Source organism: Desulfosporosinus burensis (assembly GCF_054657535.1).
On record NZ_BAAHYN010000011.1, the window covers coordinates 185,820 to 204,010 of the forward strand.

At 45.1% G+C, this 18,191-nt stretch carries 21 protein-coding genes; all 21 read right to left on the bottom strand.

From position 1 onward, the window contains the following. Positions 1–67 precede the first annotated feature (67 nt). The 21 genes from ACYQ3Q_RS19640 to eutM (ACYQ3Q_RS19740) all read right to left on the bottom strand — a co-directional run bounded on the left by ACYQ3Q_RS19640 (position 68) and on the right by eutM (ACYQ3Q_RS19740) (position 17,928). Positions 68–460 (bottom strand): cobalamin B12-binding domain-containing protein, encoded by a 393-nt coding sequence (locus ACYQ3Q_RS19640; RefSeq protein WP_459930196.1) that lies wholly within the window; start codon positions 458–460, stop codon positions 68–70. A 15-nt stretch (positions 461–475) separates the two neighbouring features. Further along, the gene (locus tag ACYQ3Q_RS19645) at positions 476–2,149 is read right to left on the bottom strand and encodes an acyl-CoA mutase large subunit family protein (protein ID WP_459930246.1); all 1,674 of its coding nucleotides are present in this window, start codon (positions 2,147–2,149) and stop codon (positions 476–478) included. Between the two features lie 16 nt (positions 2,150–2,165). Further along, positions 2,166–3,056, bottom strand: coding sequence for a succinate--CoA ligase subunit alpha (sucD, locus tag ACYQ3Q_RS19650; protein ID WP_459930197.1), 891 nt, complete (start codon positions 3,054–3,056; stop codon positions 2,166–2,168). Next, positions 3,037–4,173: an ADP-forming succinate--CoA ligase subunit beta gene (sucC, locus tag ACYQ3Q_RS19655; protein ID WP_459930198.1), complete on the bottom strand. Its 1,137-nt coding sequence runs from the start codon at positions 4,171–4,173 to the stop codon at positions 3,037–3,039. The genes sucD and sucC overlap by 20 nt, the downstream gene beginning before the upstream one ends. A gap of 31 nt (positions 4,174–4,204) precedes the next feature. Continuing rightward, on the bottom strand, positions 4,205–4,435 hold the full coding sequence (locus tag ACYQ3Q_RS19660) for a hypothetical protein (protein WP_459930199.1): 231 nt from the start codon (positions 4,433–4,435) through the stop codon (positions 4,205–4,207). A gap of 93 nt (positions 4,436–4,528) precedes the next feature. Further along, the gene (locus tag ACYQ3Q_RS19665) at positions 4,529–5,080 is read right to left on the bottom strand and encodes a BMC domain-containing protein (protein WP_459930200.1); all 552 of its coding nucleotides are present in this window, start codon (positions 5,078–5,080) and stop codon (positions 4,529–4,531) included. Positions 5,081–5,103: 23 nt separating this feature from the next. Next, positions 5,104–6,438: a 4Fe-4S dicluster domain-containing protein gene (locus ACYQ3Q_RS19670; protein WP_459930201.1), complete on the bottom strand. Its 1,335-nt coding sequence runs from the start codon at positions 6,436–6,438 to the stop codon at positions 5,104–5,106. 35 nt (positions 6,439–6,473) lie between these two features. Further along, complete coding sequence (locus ACYQ3Q_RS19675) at positions 6,474–7,910, bottom strand: aldehyde dehydrogenase family protein (protein WP_459930202.1); 1,437 nt, start codon at positions 7,908–7,910, stop codon at positions 6,474–6,476. A gap of 34 nt (positions 7,911–7,944) precedes the next feature. Continuing rightward, positions 7,945–8,919 carry a cob(I)yrinic acid a,c-diamide adenosyltransferase gene (locus ACYQ3Q_RS19680; RefSeq protein WP_459930203.1) on the bottom strand — a complete coding sequence of 325 codons (975 nt, stop codon included), beginning with the start codon at positions 8,917–8,919 and terminating at the stop codon, positions 7,945–7,947. Between the two features lie 7 nt (positions 8,920–8,926). Next, a complete protein-coding gene (locus ACYQ3Q_RS19685; protein ID WP_459930204.1) occupies positions 8,927–9,211 on the bottom strand; it encodes a EutN/CcmL family microcompartment protein in 285 nt (94 codons plus the stop codon). Positions 9,212–9,234: 23 nt separating this feature from the next. Then, positions 9,235–10,038, bottom strand: coding sequence for a flavoprotein (locus tag ACYQ3Q_RS19690; protein ID WP_459930205.1), 804 nt, complete (start codon positions 10,036–10,038; stop codon positions 9,235–9,237). 1 nt (position 10,039) lies between these two features. Continuing rightward, positions 10,040–10,699 carry a phosphate propanoyltransferase gene (gene pduL, locus ACYQ3Q_RS19695; protein WP_459930206.1) on the bottom strand — a complete coding sequence of 220 codons (660 nt, stop codon included), beginning with the start codon at positions 10,697–10,699 and terminating at the stop codon, positions 10,040–10,042. Between the two features lie 42 nt (positions 10,700–10,741). Further along, positions 10,742–11,026 (bottom strand): ethanolamine utilization microcompartment protein EutM, encoded by a 285-nt coding sequence (gene eutM / locus ACYQ3Q_RS19700; protein WP_009624796.1) that lies wholly within the window; start codon positions 11,024–11,026, stop codon positions 10,742–10,744. A gap of 2 nt (positions 11,027–11,028) precedes the next feature. Continuing rightward, positions 11,029–11,628 (bottom strand): BMC domain-containing protein, encoded by a 600-nt coding sequence (locus tag ACYQ3Q_RS19705; protein WP_459930207.1) that lies wholly within the window; start codon positions 11,626–11,628, stop codon positions 11,029–11,031. After that, on the bottom strand, positions 11,600–12,097 hold the full coding sequence (locus ACYQ3Q_RS19710) for a glycerol dehydratase reactivase beta/small subunit family protein (protein ID WP_459930247.1): 498 nt from the start codon (positions 12,095–12,097) through the stop codon (positions 11,600–11,602). Before ACYQ3Q_RS19710 ends, ACYQ3Q_RS19705 begins: the two co-directional genes overlap by 29 nt. A 5-nt stretch (positions 12,098–12,102) precedes the next feature. Beyond that, a complete protein-coding gene (locus ACYQ3Q_RS19715) occupies positions 12,103–13,926 on the bottom strand; it encodes a diol dehydratase reactivase subunit alpha (RefSeq protein WP_459930208.1) in 1,824 nt (607 codons plus the stop codon). Between the two features lie 12 nt (positions 13,927–13,938). Further along, a complete protein-coding gene (locus tag ACYQ3Q_RS19720) occupies positions 13,939–14,454 on the bottom strand; it encodes a diol dehydratase small subunit (RefSeq protein ID WP_459930209.1) in 516 nt (171 codons plus the stop codon). Between the two features lie 15 nt (positions 14,455–14,469). Continuing rightward, entirely contained in the window at positions 14,470–15,120 is a 651-nt protein-coding gene (locus ACYQ3Q_RS19725) for a propanediol/glycerol family dehydratase medium subunit (RefSeq protein WP_459930210.1), read from the bottom strand. A gap of 23 nt (positions 15,121–15,143) precedes the next feature. Further along, the gene (locus ACYQ3Q_RS19730; protein WP_459930211.1) at positions 15,144–16,814 is read right to left on the bottom strand and encodes a propanediol/glycerol family dehydratase large subunit; all 1,671 of its coding nucleotides are present in this window, start codon (positions 16,812–16,814) and stop codon (positions 15,144–15,146) included. 20 nt (positions 16,815–16,834) lie between these two features. Next, positions 16,835–17,623, bottom strand: a complete 789-nt coding sequence (pduB, locus tag ACYQ3Q_RS19735) for a propanediol utilization microcompartment protein PduB (protein ID WP_459930212.1) — start codon at positions 17,621–17,623, stop codon at positions 16,835–16,837. Positions 17,624–17,649: 26 nt separating this feature from the next. Next, positions 17,650–17,928, bottom strand: coding sequence for an ethanolamine utilization microcompartment protein EutM (gene eutM / locus ACYQ3Q_RS19740; protein ID WP_459930248.1), 279 nt, complete (start codon positions 17,926–17,928; stop codon positions 17,650–17,652). Between the last annotated feature and the right edge of the window lie 263 nt (positions 17,929–18,191).

Sequence of the window (18,191 nt, forward strand, 5' to 3'; positions counted from 1 at the left end):
TAGCCAAGATGGCGAGATGCCGTGACGGCGAAAAGAACACTCTAAGAAGGAGAGTCTTTAGTGGCAGTTAAACACCTTGGATAAACTTCACTATATCCACCGTGGAGGTTCCCGTTCCGAATATTTCTGCTACTCCCGCTTCTTTTAAAATAATTTTGTCATCTTCCGGAATAACCCCTCCGGCAATCACCTGAATATCTTGCGCTCCCTCCCGGGCTAAAAGCTCAATGATTCTCGGCAGCAGATAATTGTGGGCACCGGATAAGATGCTTATCCCAATGATTTGAACATCCTCTTGAATTGCTGCCTCGACAATTTGATCTGGGGTTTGTCGTAGACCTGTATAAATAACTTCCATACCAGCATCCCGCAAAGCCTGAGCAATAACTTTTGCCCCGCGATCGTGACCATCCAAACCGACCTTGCCAATTAATACCCTAATACGTTGTCCTTTTTCCATGACGATTCCTCCTGATTAAAAGGTGTTCTCTTGCCTGTATTCTTTAAATACTTTTCTTAATACGTCGCAGATTTCACCCAACGTAGTGTAATCCCTGACACAATCCACTAGATAGGGCATCAAGTTTTCCGTGCTTTCTGCGGCTTTTTCTAGCCTGATTAGACCTTTCTCCACGTCTTCTTGATTTCTTTTCCGATAGACTGCGGCTAATCTTTGCTTTTGTTCTTGTTCGACTTTCGGATTTATCTTGAGTAACCCTTGTGGTGGATCTTGCATTTTCTCAAATTTGTTAATTCCTACAATAATTCGTTCTTGACTTTCAATCTCCATTTGATAACGATAGGCACTACTTTGGATTTCCTTTTGTTGAAAACCAAGTTCTATGGCCCGTACGGCGCCTCCTAATTCATCAATCTTATCGAGGTAGGCCCAGACGGCCTGTTCTAGGTTATCTGTTAACGTTTCCACGCAATAAGAACCGCCCAAGGGATCCACTGTATCCGGAACCCCAGTTTCGTAGGCAATGGCCTGTTGGGTTCGTAAAGCGAGCAGGGCTGATTCCTGGCTTGGCAGAGCTAAAGCCTCATCCCAGGCGTTGGTATGCAAGGATTGGGTTCCACCGAGCACGGCACTCAGGGCCTGAAAGGCCACTCGCATTATATTCACCTCGGGTTGTTGGGCCGTTAACGTGCAACCAGCTGTCTGGGTATGAAAACGCATCATCAGTGATTTAGGGTTCTTAGCCTGGAACCTGTTTTTCATAATCTTGGCCCACACTCTGCGGGCAGCTCTAAACTTAGCAATTTCCTCTAAGAAATTGGAGTGGGCATTGAAGAAAAAGGACAGACGGGGAGCAAAACTATCAATTTCTAACCCCACGTCTAGGGCGGCTTGGACATAGGCGATTCCGTCCGCCAAGGTAAAAGCCACCTCTTGAACTGCATTGGAACCAGCTTCGCGTATGTGATAGCCGCTGATACTAATCGTGTTCCAATTAGGAAGATGCTCCGCACAATATTTAAACGTATCGGTTATCAGACGCATAGAGGGTACCGGGGGAAAAATATAGGTTCCCCTAGCCATATATTCTTTTAAAATGTCATTTTGTATGGTTCCGGATAACTTAGAGGGGTCTACTCCCTGTTTTTCGGCAACCACAATATACATAGCCAGCAGTATGGCAGCGGGGGCATTAATCGTCATGGATGTGCTTACTTGATCTAATGGTATGTCCTTGAATAGCGTTTCCATGTCGGCCAAGGAATCGATTGCGACACCAACCTTACCCACTTCTCCTTGGGCAAGAGGGTCGTCAGAGTTATAACCAATTTGGGTCACCAAATCGAAGGCAACACTGAGGCCAGTCTGGCCTTGTTTAAGCAGATAAATAAATCGAGTGTTCGTTTCTTGCGCAGTTCCAAAGCCGGCATATTGACGCATAGTCCAGAACCTGCCCCGGTACATGTCGGGTTGAACGCCACGAGTAAACGGAAATTCCCCTGGAAAGCTCAAATCTGTTAAATAGTCGAGATTAAGGTTATCTGGCGAATAAAGCCGCTGAAACTCGACCTCGGACTCTACGCTTCCCCCTCGGCTTTCTGGCGATTTAGAAGCTTTTCCACTAAAATGCTTGTTCTCCCAACGAGCCTTTTCTTGGGCAATTTTTTCTAATTCCTTACCTTTACCCATATCCATATCCTTACTCTTATCCATAGATTTCTTCACTCCCCTGTGCTAAAACTTGCTTGACAAGGGGTCCAACCTCCCATGGCAAGTTCGCCACACTGACACCAGCAGCTGTTAGCGCTTCAACTTTGCTCTCAAAGGTTCCCTTACCCCGTTCAATAATTGCTCCGGCATGTCCCATTCGTTTGCCCGGAGGGGCACTTTTGCCGGCTAAAAAGGCAACTACGGGTTTTCTCATGCCCTTAATGTAATGGGCCGCTTCTTCTTCAGCATTTCCTCCGATTTCACCGACCAAAACTACGGCTTGAGTTTTAGGATCTGCCTCGAACTTTTCTAAGACTTGAATGAAGGACATTCCGACCACTCGATCCCCGCCAAGGCCTACCACGGACGATTGGCCGATTCCTGCGCTGGTCAATTGGTAGACAATTTCGTAACTTAGAGTCCCGCTGCGGGCCACGACACCAACCTCACCGGGGGTAAAAATGTTATTAGGCATAATTCCTATCTTGGATTGACCTGGTGAAATCAGTCCATATGTGTTAGGTCCTATAATTTCTGCCTGTTTCTTCTCTGCGTACGCCATAATTTCTAGGGTGTCATGCAAGGGTACGTGTTCGGTTATAATAACTAATGTTTTAATCCCAGCGTCTAGGGATTCCAGAGCACAATCTTTGACAAGCTTGGCCGGAACAAAAATAACGGAGGCATCCGCTTGTTGCACAAGCAGCGCTTCTTCAACCGTATCAAATACTGGGACTCCGTGAACCTCCTGCCCGCCCTTGCCGGGGGATACCCCTCCTACTATCTTGCTTCCATAGGCTAACATCTGCCCGGTATGAAATTGACCCTGGGTTCCGGTAATCCCTTGTACGATTATTCTGGTCGTTTCATTGATAATTATGGACATTAGCCCCTCCTCCATTCTGTAAAGAGATTACTTTTGTTACTGCTTCTTCGATATTCTTGAATGATTCGATGCCTTGTTCCTTTAAAATCGCAGTCCCTAAATCTTCATTAGTGCCTATTAAACGTATAACCACCGGTATTTTAAGATCAAGGGTATTCTTCACTTGTACAAACGCGCTTGCTACTTCATCACAACGGGTTATTCCGCCGAAAATATTAATCAAGAGCGCCTTAGGTTTCGTGGAAAGCAAGATTTCCAAGGATGCTGCCGTAGCTTGCAAGCTAGACCCGCCTCCGGCATCCATGAAATTACGGGCACTTGACCCAAAATGCTTGAGCAAGTCAAGCGTGGCCATCGTAATCCCGGCACCGTTGGCCATAACTCCAATATCTCCATCCAGTTCAACATACGATATTCCTAAATCCGCAGCTTTCTTTTCCACAGCTGTCTTTTCTTCCACCCAGGGAACCTCCGGTAGGTAACGAAAGACAGCATCATCGTCTAAGGTCATTTTGGCATCCGCTGCTAGGACTTGCGTTGAGGTAACGACTAAGGGATTAATTTCTACTAATTCAGCATCGTATTTACGAAATACCTGGTAGAGTTTAAGCATAATATCCCCAATTTGTTGAGCTTCCCGGCCCTTCAAGCCCATTTGACGTGTAATTTCGCGAGTAGCATAAGGCTGGATACCAATCGTGATATCAATAAAACGCTTAATCATCTGTTCTTCCGGCACTTGCTCAATATCCATCCCCCCTGCGATCGAGGCCAGAAGAACAGGTTTTCTTTTTGCCCCATCAATGGTAATGGCGAGGTAGATTTCTCGTTCAATACATACCTTTTCTTCAATCAAGACTCTCTCTACTTGGCATCCTTTAATCTCCGTAGCAAGCAAAGCTTGTACTTTAGAAATGGCGTCTTGGGGTGCTGTGGCAAACTTTATGCCCCCTGCCTTACCGCGCCCTCCGGAGAGTACTTGGGATTTAATCGCCACTGGTCCCGTTTTTTCAATAAAAGCGTCCACGCCTTCAGCCCCTGTAAAAACAGCCCCCCTCGGGACAGGAATTCCATTATTTTGAAGAATATCTTTGGCCATGTACTCGTAAAGTTTCAACTTATTAACTCCTTTCTCTAATTATTCAGAATTATCCGCATACATTCTTACCAGCAAGATTCATGCCAATTTCGAGTTCGACAAAAAGAGGCAGAATAGCAACACCTCGTCTCTTTTTGTTTAGATCTCCTTTTATTTTGTTGGAACATAATGTTACAATGACGTTACAAAGCGTTTTAAGCGTTTCAAGCATCACGCTTGGAGAACTTCCCGACTCAGCATTTTGAACATCTCCAGAGGGTACTTCATATGAAGCAGACAAACTGCAAGAAAGGATTAGAAAATGCTCTTCCTAATACCATTTACTTACAGTTTAGCACTAACTTGCTTATCCTTTTCATCACGTTTTATTCCATTAAAATAAAGATTTATGCAAAGCGCTGTGAGGCGCTGGCAGTACTAGTTGATCCACTAAAAATCCACTAGCCTTAATGGCCTCACTGCCTGCCCGGACAGCGGCAGTTACCGCCCCTACATCACCCGTTAAAGTCACCATGGCTTTACCGCCCATTCCTCTCGCTAGACGAACTTCAATTAATTCTACATTTGAAGCTTTTACAGCTGTATCGGCAGCCACAATGGCTGAAGCTACTGAATAACTTTCAATAACCCCTAAGGACTTTATCTCATGTACTTCGGTGCAACCTGTTAAAGCAGGAAAAACGCTAGCATGTAAATTAGAGAGCATGAATTCATCCACTACATTGTCTGTTCCAGCAGCTGTTCGCCCACTTTTTACCGCACTTTGCACGGCTCCCACATCCCCTGCTACCATTACGACATACTTGCCAGGGCACATGGGCTGAGCGATAATCATTTCAACATTGGCAGCCTTTAGCATTGCATCTGCCGCCAAAATCCCTTTGGTCATGTTTTTTAGTTCAAGTAAGCCTATAGCTCGCTTCATAGTTTTCATCACCCCCTGTTGCTTTAGACCCTACTAATGCCGATACAATTATTATCAACCATGACTATCTGTCCCGAAATACTGGCATGCAAATTTGCCCCTAAACTTGCACCTTCAGGAATAACTGCGATCAGATCCCCTCTTACAACGTTATCTCCTGCCTTAACGATAGGTATGGCAGGTATTCCCAGATGTTGAGAAAGGGGTAACTTTACTTCCCTCACAATCATCTCTTGTACACTAAGCGGAGCTTTGACATCGTAGGTGGAAATCCCCAAACGAGCAATCAGTCGTTTAGTGGGAATCAGATGATATTCACGATTTGTTCGTCCCTGTTGTGGTTTAGAGTGATGGGGATTTTTTATCCCTAGCTTAGTCAACTGCTTTTTGATTTCTGCATTGACTCTGCGAGGGGATAACCCCATCGTACAACCATATGTATCACAAGCGCCACATTCAGAACAGAGAAATGCTCGTGAATAGATCTCAGACTCACCAATCTGCCCTCTGCCGATAGCCTGCATGACACGATGTGGCTCTAGGCTATGCCCTAGCAAATGACGGGGACAAGCTTCTGTACAAGCCAAACAATTACAGCAAACGGATTTTGCCCTATTAACAATCATCTGCCAAGGTGTATTTTTGACTGTCACCAAGGAATGATCTGCCGGCAAAACAATGATACCACCTGTTGTCTTGGTAACAGGCGAATTTGGATCAATCACCTTTCCCATCATGGGCCCACCGTCAATTACGACATAAGGCTCCACAGTGGATCCACCTGCCAAATCAATCAATTCCTGCACTTTCATGCCAATAGGCACTTTAAGGGTTACCGGTTTTCTTACGGCACCGCCAATAGTAACGTATTTGTCAGTCACAGCCCTACCTTCGAGAGCATGGGCGACATTCACCAATGTTTCAACATTGGCAACGACCACGCCCACCTGGAGTGGAATGCCACCTTCTGGCACGATTCTACCTGTCACTTCATATACAAGCACCTGTTCATCGCCTGCCGGATAAATGTCCGGGAGGGAGAATAACTGGATTGTATTTTCGCTCATTTCTTTTATATCTCTTTCAAGATTGCTGACTGCTTCCTCATATTTACGCTTCAGTCCAACATATCCTTGACGTGCTCCAGTGGCCAACATGACAGTCTTCAATCCCAAGATTAGTTTCGTACTTTGATCAGACATAATATGCTGATCTGCCCTCAATAATGGCTCACATTCTGCACCATTGGCAATCACTATGTCAACACTGGCATTTATCTTGACATGCGTGGGAAAGCCAGCTCCTCCAGCTCCCACCACGCCGGACGCCTTAACTGCTGCAACAATCTCGTCACGCATTTTCTATCGACTCCCTACTTATCCGATTTCTCAATCTAAATGATGGAAAACGCATCAACCAGAACGCATCGCCTTTGGCGGGTAAAACTACGGGGAGACGTCAAACCTTCTCCTGTCGGTCCGGCAATTGTAAAAGTACAAAAACCTTCCCCTCCTACGCCAATTCCTGCATAAGAAGGAGCATTCTTCACGAAGATTGTTGTTTCAATGGCCTTGGCAAACCGAGTCAGATTATCAACGTTTTTAGAATGCATCATAGCTGTGTGACGATTACCATGCTCCACTTTCACCGCCAATTCAATCGCTGCATCAATATTTTTCACTTGTACGACTGGTAGAATTGGCATCATTAATTCTTCGATAACGAAAGGGTGATCCGCTGGGGTTTCGCACAAAACAACACGTATAGTATCAGGCACATCAATGCCGAGTTTACTTAATATATACTTTGCGTCTCTACCAACAAACTCTTTATTGATACCATATCTTTTTTTCGGTTTTTCCGTACACCCTTCTGCCATCTTCTCTTCTGTTGCTGTCATGACAACTTCCAGCAACTGATCAATCCTTGAGCCTGAAATCAAATATGCTCCGTATTTTTGCATATAAGTGATCAGCTTATCAGCAATACACCCTATGGCGATGACTTCTTTTTCTGCAATACATGGTAAATTATTATCAAAAGAGCATCCTGCAATAATATCCCGAGCTGCTTTTTCAATATCAGCCGTCTCATCTACAATTACTGGTGGATTCCCAGCACCTGCACCAATGGCTTTCTTACCAGAAGATAATACAACTTTAACAACCCCAGGACCACCCGTTGCCACCAGCATATTGATTCCCGGATGTTTCATCATAGCATTCGCTGCAGTAATAGAAGGATCAGCTACCGATGTCAATAGATTCATGGGACCACCAGCCTTGACAATCGCTTCATTTAAAAGGGTTATCGTTTTCTTGGATGTATTTTTTGCTGTGGGATGGGGACTAAAAAATACGGCATTACCTGCAGCAATCATGCCAATGCCATTACAAATAACCGTTGCTGCAGGATTAGTCGTCGGTGTTATAGCGCCAATGACACCATAAGGCCCCATTTCTACTAAAGTCAACCCACAGTCACCACTCCAAGCCTCAGTGCGCAAGTCTTCCGTCCCAGGAGTTTTAAGGGCAACAAGCTGATTCTTTATAGTTTTATCAGCTACCCGACCCATACCTGCTTCATGTACGGCCATCTGAGCCAGCATAGTGGCATTTTCAAAAGACACATCTCGCATTGCCTTTATTAGTTCTTCCCGTTTCTCAAGTGACAGAGTTTTTAACTCTCTATAGGCGCGCCGAGCTGCTGCCACTGCTTCATCAACCGTAGTAAAAATGCCACTATCCTGACAAGGTTGGACATTTTCTTTCTGCATCTTGGCTAAAACTTCTGATGTTATTTTTATAATCAGGGCTTGATCTACACTCATATATTCTCCTCCTTACAGCAGGGGCTACTGCTCATCAAGTAGCCATACCGGCCTTAGCAACCATCATATCCTCATCTACGCTGCCACCGCTTACGCCCAATCCGCCGATCATATTTCCGGCCTCAATAATAGGAAATCCACCGCCAAAAACGATTAATCTCCCCCCATCCGCAGTATTGAGACCAAATAGGGGATGCCCTGGCGTTACTAAGGTGGCCGCTTGATCGGTAGGCATTTTCAACGCAACTGCAGTGTATGCTTTATCAAGAGATATTGAAATGCTGGCCAGTAGTGCTCCATCCATACGGTGTTGAGCAACCAGATTCCCACCAATATCAACGACTGCGATAACCATAGGCACCCCAATTTCAAGGGCTTTTTGTTCCGCTGCTGCTATCATTTTTTTTGCCTTTGCTAACATACTACATTGATCCTCCTTTACACTATTTGCTTTTTCGCCCTTTAACACAGATAGTACCTTACTAGTAACAGTGCCGACTATTTCTTCTTGCTCTACACATCTGGCTAAGACAAATAACAAGTCTGAAAGGCGATTTAAATATAGTGAAACAGGTACAGTCACTTCCCCTGTTCTTTTAAGTCTAACAACACAGCGTTCTGCTCGGCGCACAATGGTTCGTGCCAGGTCCAGAGCTGCGCTGGCTGAGGTAGTCCCGGGCGTTACAAAGCCTCTTTGCGGAATGCGTCTTTGCTCTAAGAAATCAATCAGTGATTCTAGCCCCTCAACATGCTCCGGGGTTATTCGATAGTCAACTGCAGACATGGTATCTGTCGCCAGATCTGCATTTAAGAAAATTAATTCTACCTGAATTTGATGAATGATATCAATAGCCCATGATGGTTTGATAAGGGACTTTGCTAAGCCCATGGCTGAATTTGCCTCGTCTACTGTGCCATAGGCTTCTACCCGCGCATCATCCTTAAAAACCCGTTGTTTGCTCAACAAGTTTGTTTGTCCTTCATCTCCAGTTTTCGTATAAACTTTCATACATATATTACTCCTCGAGTAAATATTTATTTAACTCGATATTATTAATAATCCCAATAATAGCAGCATCTACCGCCCCATGAGGTTTGCCGATCAAATGCCGGGCTGAGCTGCCCTCTACAACGAGGACAGTCTCACCTGTACCAGCACCGATGGTATCCACAGCCACAACAGGAGTTCTAATTTGTTTTTGATAATATTTCTTAGGTTGCACGAACAGTAACTTGAAGCCGATAAGGCTTTCATCCTTAGGCGTAGCCACCAACGATCCTATTACCATTCCCACCCACATAAACTCCCCTCCCATTCCTGTTGCTACCTATAAATATGATCCTGCACAATCTCTAAACCATAATCTCGAGCTACATCCCGGGCCAAAGGAGTGATAATCGTTTCTTGCGAAACAGTAATACTCTTTAGGCCATTACCTGCAGCAACTTTTATGGTCGCAGCGTCCATCACACTCTTTTTTGTATGTGGAACACTTAGGGACGTTTTAAGCCTACAATCCATTATTTTTTGGCTTTCCGTTGCTAAGTCATCAACTTGCACGAGCCTAATTCCATACCCTTCAACTTTTCGCAAATTCTCTCGCAACGCTTGCAATAGTCCTGGAGGGCATTTCCCCATATTTCCCTTTACCCGCCAGCTATCCTGAGGGTCTGCTGCATTTATAGCCGCTATTACGGGCTTGCCCAGCATTAAGGCTTGCATTATGAGAGTTGTAGCTAGGGTATCAGACAATGTATAAGCCAACTTGGCAGCCGTATTTTGGGTGAGTACAGGGACGAGGACGATATCGACCTCCCGCAATAACTTACCTGGATAGGAAGACTGGGTAGTTACCACGCTTATGTCACTACCCAAGCAGTCTTTAATTCGCTTAATCCCCACAATTTCTTCAGCAGCCGCTGAAAGAACGACCGTTAGCTCAATATTTAGAGCCTGGATTTTTTGCAGTTCTGCTAAACTTTGCTCAAGTCCAATCGTTCCCCCGGTAAAAATAGCCAAAGCCTGCTGGGGACGCTGGATAGCTTTGTCGTGAGTAGCCAAAGGCACCTGTCCTAATTGGCGCAATACCTCAGCCGTAACTAATTGCACCAATTTTTCATTATCCATGCTACACCTCCACGCACTGTGGCAACCTTACTTGATCGCCATTTTTCAGTCCAACGGCGTTAGCCTCATCGGTATCGAGATGAAATTCCAATCGAAAACTGGGATGTACGCGTACCAAAACGTTCTTAAAGATACATCCCCGCGGACCGTCAACCTCAGCCATAACACGATCTCCATCGGAAACACCAAACCGCTGGGCGTCATCATTATTCATATGAATATGCCTGGCTGCACAAATCACCCCTTCTTTTAGGGTAATTGCGCCAGAGGTACCAACTACAACTAGACCAGCTGACTCAACAATCTGACCAGAGTCACGCAAGGGTGGCAAAATGCCTAAATTAAATCCGTCAGAACAAGATATTTCTACCTGTGTAATCTTCCGTGCCGGTCCGAGCACCCTAACACCTTGAATCACACCCTTTAGTCCTACAAGAGTAACTGTTTCTGCAGCGGCAAATTCGCCAACCTGCTTCAGATCTTTTTTCGCTGTCAGAGTATGACCTCTACCAAACAATATTTCAACATGGTAGGCAGAGAGGTGGATATGGCGATTGGATATACCTACAGGAATGCCCTTTATCGCCGCACCTGTCGCTTCTGGATTTGACAAAACGGTTAACACTTGTGTCACAATTTGCTCAATCATAGTCCTATCCATCATCTCACCTCATTCTGCCGATATTTGTAATAAAAATTAGTCTTATATACCCTCAACCTTAGGAAGAATCTTTTCAATATCTGTATGAGGACGTGGAATAACATGTACAGAAACTAGCTCACCGACTTTTTGTGCAGCCGCCGCGCCAGTGTCTGTAGCTGCCTTCACTGCCCCAACATCTCCTCTTACCAAAACAGTCACCAAACCAGAACCAATTTTTTCATAGCCAACTAATATAACATTCGCTGCCTTAACCATAGCATCAGCAGCTTCAATTGCTGCAATTAAACCTTTTGTTTCTACCATTCCCAGTGCTTCTCCGCGCATATCTATTCAGCCTCCTCATTATTTTTTCCATAGTGAATACAAGTTACCTTGGGATCACCCTTTTTGCGGTGACAAGCTGGATCTCTACAAAAATTGCAAAGTACAGCTGGATTTTTGCCCTGCTCGACACTAGAAACAACTCCAATGGGCTCTGGATTTTCATTATTCAGTTCGATAGGGGCTATTTCCAGCTCCTCTCCCCCTTCTATTTCTTGTAGTATCTGGAGCTGCACCCCATGTTCTTCAATATTCTCGCCCTCATTCGTAGCCACTTGAATATCAATGACCATTTCCGAAGCTGCCTGAACTTTCCTATTTGGGGTTTCCTTTGTGGCTAAAACACAAGACAACTGTTGATGAGGCCGAGGTATAACATGAGTAGCCACTACCTTATTAACGTTACCAGCAGCTATCCTACCGGCTTCAACAGCCACCTTAATGGCTCCAACGTCACCACTTAATTTGACAAGCACCATTCCCCTGCCTTTAGTCAGTTCATACCCGATTAACTCAATATTGGCTGCTTTGAGTGCCGCATCAACCGCTTCAAGGGCCGCAACCAATCCAACTGTTTCAATTAACCCAATCGCATTTCTGACCATGTTTCACCTCCCCATGGCCTTGGTCAGTTTCTCGAAGAACTTTCTGAACGATTCCATAAACTAAGTTATATAGTAAACTTGAATCCACAAACTGGGGAGCGAGATCTTCCAATGGCTGTTCTTTAAAGGGAATGCCTTTTACTAAACGAGCTGCATTATAGCCGAAATGACGCCATTGTACAGGTGTTCCCGGAACATTTAGGGCGAATAGAGGGTGCTGATCAGGCAACTTGCAATAATGAATACATAAACCATCTGCCCCGATACCTAATCCCACCTCAAGTTTTGAAGCGCAAGCCCCTTGATAAGCCAGAGCAACTACATCGGATTCCTTAGCCTGCACCACAAAGCAGGGTATTCCTTCTTCTTCCAGGCCTGCTTGCACTTCTCTGATTTTCTCTTCCCAGCCAAGGTGGGGGGAAACATGAATCAGCACACAAGGTTTAACTGATGCTCCGTCGGGTAGCATTCTTTTCACGCCTCTCCGCCAAGATAGGATAGTACCAGTCCAGTAGCCACGGCATTTCTAGGACCTTCTGAGCCCCGAATATTTCCCCGTCCGCATACAATCCCATACTCAGCCAAGGCATCAGTCACCATATCCGCCACTTCAAAATCCAAGGCTGATCCACCTACCAAAACAACAAAATCGATATGGCGGATATTGCCTGTTGGAGCCACCCGCGCTAGAGACCGCAAGGCATTTGTTACAAACACCCGTTTTTTGGCCTCTCGACGCACATGACGAACCTTATCCAAGGGATGATTTGTGGGAATAGGAACCATTTCACCTGCTTTTAAAATTACCACACGGGAAAAAACCTCAGGCGGAAGATGATGCTCATAAAACCGCACCGTCCCATCCTCTAACCTTATATGAAATAAACTTTCAACTTTAGCCAGAGGGTATTTCTTGATGTCTTCTGATAGATCAAAATCATTGAGTCCTAATTCGGAATTGATCAACATCGTGACCATATCACCTGCTCCAGCTAGGTGGATAGACAATACCCGTCCATCCCTGGTGATAATGGCCGCATCCGTCGAGCCACCGCCCATATCAAGAATTGCAAGAGGTTTATCTGTACCCGGAGTCGTAAGGGCACCACGAATTGCCATATTGGCCTCCACTCCCGCAATCACAACTCGAAGGCCGAGATTTTTGCTTAACTGGTCGGCTATCTGTTGCATGGGAAGGCGGCTCGTTTTTACCATAGCCGACAAAGCCACCGCATTTTCTAGCGCGAATTCTCCAGCTAACCCACCCTGCACTTTTTGGGGTACAAATGTATCGACTGCCAGCAGATCTTGAATTTTCATTTCTCCAAGAGGTTGGGATGTAAGTTCACTCATCACTTGGCGAACTCTTTCCAGCATCCCGCTAACGTTGGTTCCAGCTTCTCCCTGTACGTCAAGAACTGGTTGTACCCGTTCCACTGTTGCCATTATTCTTGCAGCACCAGCATCAACATCGATATCAGCCTTACCTTTTTCTCCAAAGACAGTGATAAATCCAGCTGATATAGTCCGGGCCTTGACATCCCCTGCTGGTGTACGCACAACGACTGCCGATCGATTGCCAATCAGAGCCCTGGCAATAGGGACCACCATCTTGGTCTCGTCAGCAGATAACTTAAACACAGTTGCAATCCCATATGGATTGGATAAGGTTGTAATGGTTTGCCCCGCTTCAGCCACTTCCACTGCTGCCATCATTCCAAGGGGAACCTTATCAATCAGGGTCACTTCGTCCACTACTGGTATGATTCTCTTGAGCCGATTAGCAATCAGCACCGCATCATCTTGCTTAACGATGACTCCTTGAACATCAATCCCTCGGGTCATAGCCTCATTAAGAGCATCAGCTGCTTCTTGAAAATCAATGCCTGCGGGAATAACGCAAAGGACCTTCTCTCCTGCAATAATACCAACCAGTTGACTTAACAACACTGTTGTTCCGACACCTAAGCCCACCCCGCCAGGTGTCGATGGATTGTGACCAATCATCGTTGATTCGGTAATAATTGTTTCGGTAATGGTTTCCATTGCCAAATCCCCAATTACCGGAGTTGCTTCATTTAGCCGTATTTCATCCAGATCAGTCATCTTAAGCCCAGATTTTTTTAACGCTTCTTCTAAAGCAATGACAATCCCAGGTACGTTAGCTACTGTACCTTTGATACCAGTAGTTTTAATAATACTACTAGCTAAATACTTAATTAAGATTAGTGAATCAATACTAGCTAAACACACTTCCGTTGTGGAATTCCCGATATCCACACCCGCAACGATAGTCATGAAAATCCCACCCTACTCCGCTCTGAGACGATTACGGCGTTCGTAAACCCCTGCAGCCTCTCTCACAAAAGCGCCACTTATGGTTGCCTTATATTTAGTTTCCATTTCTTCAGCAATAAGGATTAATTCCGCTTTAGTCGACCGATAGGGACGAAGAGCATTATACATTTCAAGTATACGGTTATCAGGGATAGCCGTTAATTCCGCCGCCCTACGCAAATTATTGGCAAGCTGGGTTCTCCCAACACCATCCGCAATATCAGCCTGCATTCGAAGTGTCTCTGGAGCAATACTCACATCTTTGGGCGTTACCTTACCATTTAACACGTTCTCCAGCGTAATGTCTGAGAGCTTTTTACCCGTAGGAGTTTTCAATAATTCTGGTCGTTTGGCAGCCAAAGGGTAATCATGGTCTGGATTTAATCCTTGTAATGTACCCTTTGAAGGAGCCAATGTAGTTTGTGGTGCTTGAGACATCGACTTTAATACTTCACGGACCATATTTTCTATCAATTTTTCTTGAGACATTTCTATCACCTCCGCTTAATTAAAATTCACTTCAAGTTCGACCGGTTTAGTTCCAGGAACCACGTGTTCCGTTTCTTTAATATGAAGCACTGCTGCTTTTGCCTGAAACTTAGGCCGTGCCATCTGATCATTTTTAGTTGGCACCGGAGTTGGGGATTCTCCTTTGGCATACTTAGCAGCATTACCGCCAATAGCCCGATAAGCTTCCAAATCCAGCAAGGGCGACTGGGAAAATAGTTCCAGATTACTCAATGGTGGCAAACCTTTTTGGTGAATTACTGTCGTTCCTCTGGACTGTATCCCAATAGCAATTCCCGAGCCACTCAGCTTAGTAGCGTCATGGGCGGCAAAAGCCACATCAGAAGTACGTATTACCCTGATCACACGGGCATGTAAACCTTGTTCCTCAATACCAGCAATCATTTCCCGCAGTACATCGCCGTGAGGAACATTCACGATGGTTTTATTTTGATATTTGCCAAAGGCTGGAGCTAAAGCAATCACCACTTCATCAGCCCTCGTACCAAGGCGTGCTTCGCCTTTTTCCACCAAAGTCATCGGATGCCCAGCGACCACTGGTTTTGCACTTTTGGATTGTTCACTTCCTTGCATCCCTTGTACCACTTGCACAATAATTTCACGAATCATTTGCGCATTTAATTCCATTACAATACACCTCTCTTCCTGACTCAAACGTCAAAATCAGACGGTTTAATGGCCTGACTGATGGTTTTAATTTCATCCCAACGTTCATCGCTGATGCGATAACCAGTTCCTGGACCACGATAGTCATTCCGGCTATTGACTGCACTTATAACATTAAAGTCTTTGTCAAGAATGGCAGATGTATGGAGATAATCTCCTGAAATACGTTGTTTTAAAAGATTCAGTATATGGTCAGCTAAATCACTAAAACCGTTTTTAGCCAATGCTTTAACGATATCCAGACCAGTAATGCCTCGACTCATCAATTCTTGAGCGGCTTTTAAATCTTCAACTACGTTGCGTTCAGGCATATCCTTACTACCATGTGCATAGGTTGCGGCTTCGACTTCTTCATCTTTGATTTCCGGGAAGCCGAGTTCTTTAAACACAGCCTGCAACGCCCGGGCAGCTTTATTACGAACTGCAATAGCTTGTTCCTCGGAAATTGGTCTTAGTCCACCATCGACTTTCAAGTCACGCTGAATGATATTCCAATCGTCATAGTCTTCAACATCCCAGTTCGAACCAGCAAACATATTGTCATAGTTGGGAATGCCTCCAAAACCAGAACAGATGAAGTCAGTGCCGGGGAGCATTTGCATTAACGTACGAGCAGTACGCCGAATATCGGAATGAGTAAATGTCTGGTCATTACTGGATGCAACTTCCAGATCCAGCATCGTGGTGCACAGATTTTCTGCCAACACCGCACGAATACCCGATGGAACAGCAGCCGGTACACCAATACAACTTACAGATCCGTTCTGCAATCCCTGGACACCAGCCCCCCGTGTAACCATAATGCAACGAATTTCTAAATATAGCATGGATTTACCCTCTGCATAACCCATCTGCACTTCCGAACCGGTACCAGAAGTAAACCTCATTTTCAGACCCCGCGAAGCATAGGCCGAAGCAAGAAAGCCTTTTGACCAAGGTGTGTCATCACCGTCAACAAACACATTTTCTGTACCGTATACCGAAATGGTTTCCGCATAAGCAGTAATACCACGCATGCCAAGCTCCAACTCTGTCGCTTCTTCCAGCGCACACTGAATCAATGTACCGCCCCGACCAGTCTGACCACCAATCAGAAGCGCCAGGGCATTGAAGGGTGCATACCGGACGACCGCCACTGTAGTTTCCATTTCATCAAATCCGCGCATTGCTGCTTCCGCTCCGTCCGCAGCAATCAGTACTGGATTGTCCTTAATGTTAGTAATATGGCACTGATTAGAGGGAATTTTACGGGCCCGCATTTTTTGCATGGCCATCATCATTTCGACGACATTCATAGTGTTGAAAACAGCTACAAGTTTAGCCGCTGTTAATCCACGAACAAGCTTTACTATTTCGTCTCTTGAGACATTAATATCTACAAGCATCTTGGCGATATCGTTATTATCCATAGCCATTGACTTTTCGGCTACGGTCACATCAATGGCGTAATCCGCAATAAATTGTTCAATAAAATCAAAGTTACTGCGAGATACCCCGTCCATTTCGACGATTTTCCCATTTTCAATTTTTATACTAGGCTCCGGGTCATTGGGGCTGCCCATGGCTATTAGACCCACCTCTGGCCATTCTTCTACGAAACCGTCCTGATTGACAGGGCGGGCAGCTAATACCTCAAATCGTTTTGACCTTTTCATTATTTCTCCCCTCCCTACTCTTAGATATATGGTGTCGTTACTGATGGAGCTGGACCACCTATTGCTTCCAGCAGTTTCAGACCCGCTTCTTTTGCCGCTAAGACCGATTGGCGTACTGCTCCAGAATCCCCAGTCACCATAAGAATTGCCTCGTTAGAGTGACTACCACCCCCAGGGCTGGCATATCCAACTATTTCAACATTTGCTGTTTTAACAGCAACATCAGACATTAGCACTCCGATGGCTGCAGGAGCGCCGACAATCAGGCCAAAAGCTTTACCAACTGGTGCGCCAAAAGCTTTATTGACAGCAAAACTTGCCCGAGCAGTATACTGCATTTCAAGATGTCCTGCATCATTGGCATACACATCCCCAAAGGTGCGATCAAGTTCTTTCAAGGCTACTTCAATTGCCCGGCGAGCGTCTGAAACTTCTTCAGCACCAAAAAGAATCAAACAACCGTGTCCGGCTCCACCTTTTGTGTCCCTGGGCAATTCAATGCTGATAATTTCAGTATTAGTAGCTTTAACTGCTTCATCTGCGGCCATAATATGAGGACCTGCTCCAGTACGGGCACCAAGGATCCCAATAGAACGATATTTTGGATCTATCTTCATCTTTTCATGCAACATGGGATCAACGTTGGCTATAACCAGTCCAATGGTATCGCCGATTGCAGTACCGACATACTCAGTCATGCCTATGTTTACGACCGCTTTGGTTTTTTCCTGTCCCGTCTCGTCAGGAACTTGGCTTTCCATACGTTTCTTGATTTCGTCCATGACCTTGTCAATTAACTGTTCTTGCATAAAAACTTACACCTCCAAATTAATTCCTATTTGACTTTGGGAAGAATTTTCTCCACATCTGTATGTGGACGAGGAATAACGTGAATGGAAACAACTTCGCCCACTTTCCGTGCTGCGGCGGCACCAGCATCTGTTGCTGCTTTTATAGCACCAACATCGCCCCGAACCATCACCGTCACTAAACCTGAACCTATTTTTTCATAGCCGATTAATTCGACATTAGCTGCCTTTACCATCGCATCAGCTGCTTCAATAGCCCCTACCAATCCTTTGGTTTCGATCATACCTAAGGCCTCACTCATGATTTGAACCTCCCCTCCTCAAAATATTAAAAAAGCAAACTACTCCTTCTCCAATATGGGCTGGAATAAAAAATATTAGTTCTTTGACACCCCCCTGCAATAAACGAGACTTTACTTTCACCCTATCGATTCCAGGTGCGTATATTTAAGTGACCATCCCTATAGCCGGCAGGGAAAACATACTAGCAAACCTGGGAGGGAGAGATTTAAAAGCTATATAAATAGTAGCTTTTTCTATCCATTTTTACTTCAGCATATATTGCTTA

Coding starts and splice junctions, on each gene's coding strand:
- ACYQ3Q_RS19640 (WP_459930196.1), bottom strand. CDS start 460: ATGGAAAAAGGACAACGTATTAGGGTATTAATTGGCAAGGTCGGTTTG.
- ACYQ3Q_RS19645 (WP_459930246.1), bottom strand. CDS start 2,149: ATGGGTAAAGGTAAGGAATTAGAAAAAATTGCCCAAGAAAAGGCTCGT.
- sucD (WP_459930197.1), bottom strand. CDS start 3,056: ATGTCCATAATTATCAATGAAACGACCAGAATAATCGTACAAGGGATT.
- ACYQ3Q_RS19665 (WP_459930200.1), bottom strand. CDS start 5,080: ATGAAGCGAGCTATAGGCTTACTTGAACTAAAAAACATGACCAAAGGG.
- ACYQ3Q_RS19670 (WP_459930201.1), bottom strand. CDS start 6,438: ATGCGTGACGAGATTGTTGCAGCAGTTAAGGCGTCCGGCGTGGTGGGA.
- ACYQ3Q_RS19675 (WP_459930202.1), bottom strand. CDS start 7,910: ATGAGTGTAGATCAAGCCCTGATTATAAAAATAACATCAGAAGTTTTA.
- ACYQ3Q_RS19680 (WP_459930203.1), bottom strand. CDS start 8,919: ATGAAAGTTTATACGAAAACTGGAGATGAAGGACAAACAAACTTGTTG.
- ACYQ3Q_RS19685 (WP_459930204.1), bottom strand. CDS start 9,211: ATGTGGGTGGGAATGGTAATAGGATCGTTGGTGGCTACGCCTAAGGAT.
- ACYQ3Q_RS19690 (WP_459930205.1), bottom strand. CDS start 10,038: ATGGATAATGAAAAATTGGTGCAATTAGTTACGGCTGAGGTATTGCGC.
- pduL (WP_459930206.1), bottom strand. CDS start 10,699: ATGGATAGGACTATGATTGAGCAAATTGTGACACAAGTGTTAACCGTT.
- eutM (WP_009624796.1), bottom strand. CDS start 11,026: ATGCGCGGAGAAGCACTGGGAATGGTAGAAACAAAAGGTTTAATTGCA.
- ACYQ3Q_RS19705 (WP_459930207.1), bottom strand. CDS start 11,628: ATGGTCAGAAATGCGATTGGGTTAATTGAAACAGTTGGATTGGTTGCG.
- ACYQ3Q_RS19710 (WP_459930247.1), bottom strand. CDS start 12,097: ATGCTACCCGACGGAGCATCAGTTAAACCTTGTGTGCTGATTCATGTT.
- ACYQ3Q_RS19715 (WP_459930208.1), bottom strand. CDS start 13,926: ATGACTATCGTTGCGGGTGTGGATATCGGGAATTCCACAACGGAAGTG.
- ACYQ3Q_RS19720 (WP_459930209.1), bottom strand. CDS start 14,454: ATGTCTCAAGAAAAATTGATAGAAAATATGGTCCGTGAAGTATTAAAG.
- ACYQ3Q_RS19725 (WP_459930210.1), bottom strand. CDS start 15,120: ATGGAATTAAATGCGCAAATGATTCGTGAAATTATTGTGCAAGTGGTA.
- ACYQ3Q_RS19730 (WP_459930211.1), bottom strand. CDS start 16,814: ATGAAAAGGTCAAAACGATTTGAGGTATTAGCTGCCCGCCCTGTCAAT.
- pduB (WP_459930212.1), bottom strand. CDS start 17,623: ATGCAAGAACAGTTAATTGACAAGGTCATGGACGAAATCAAGAAACGT.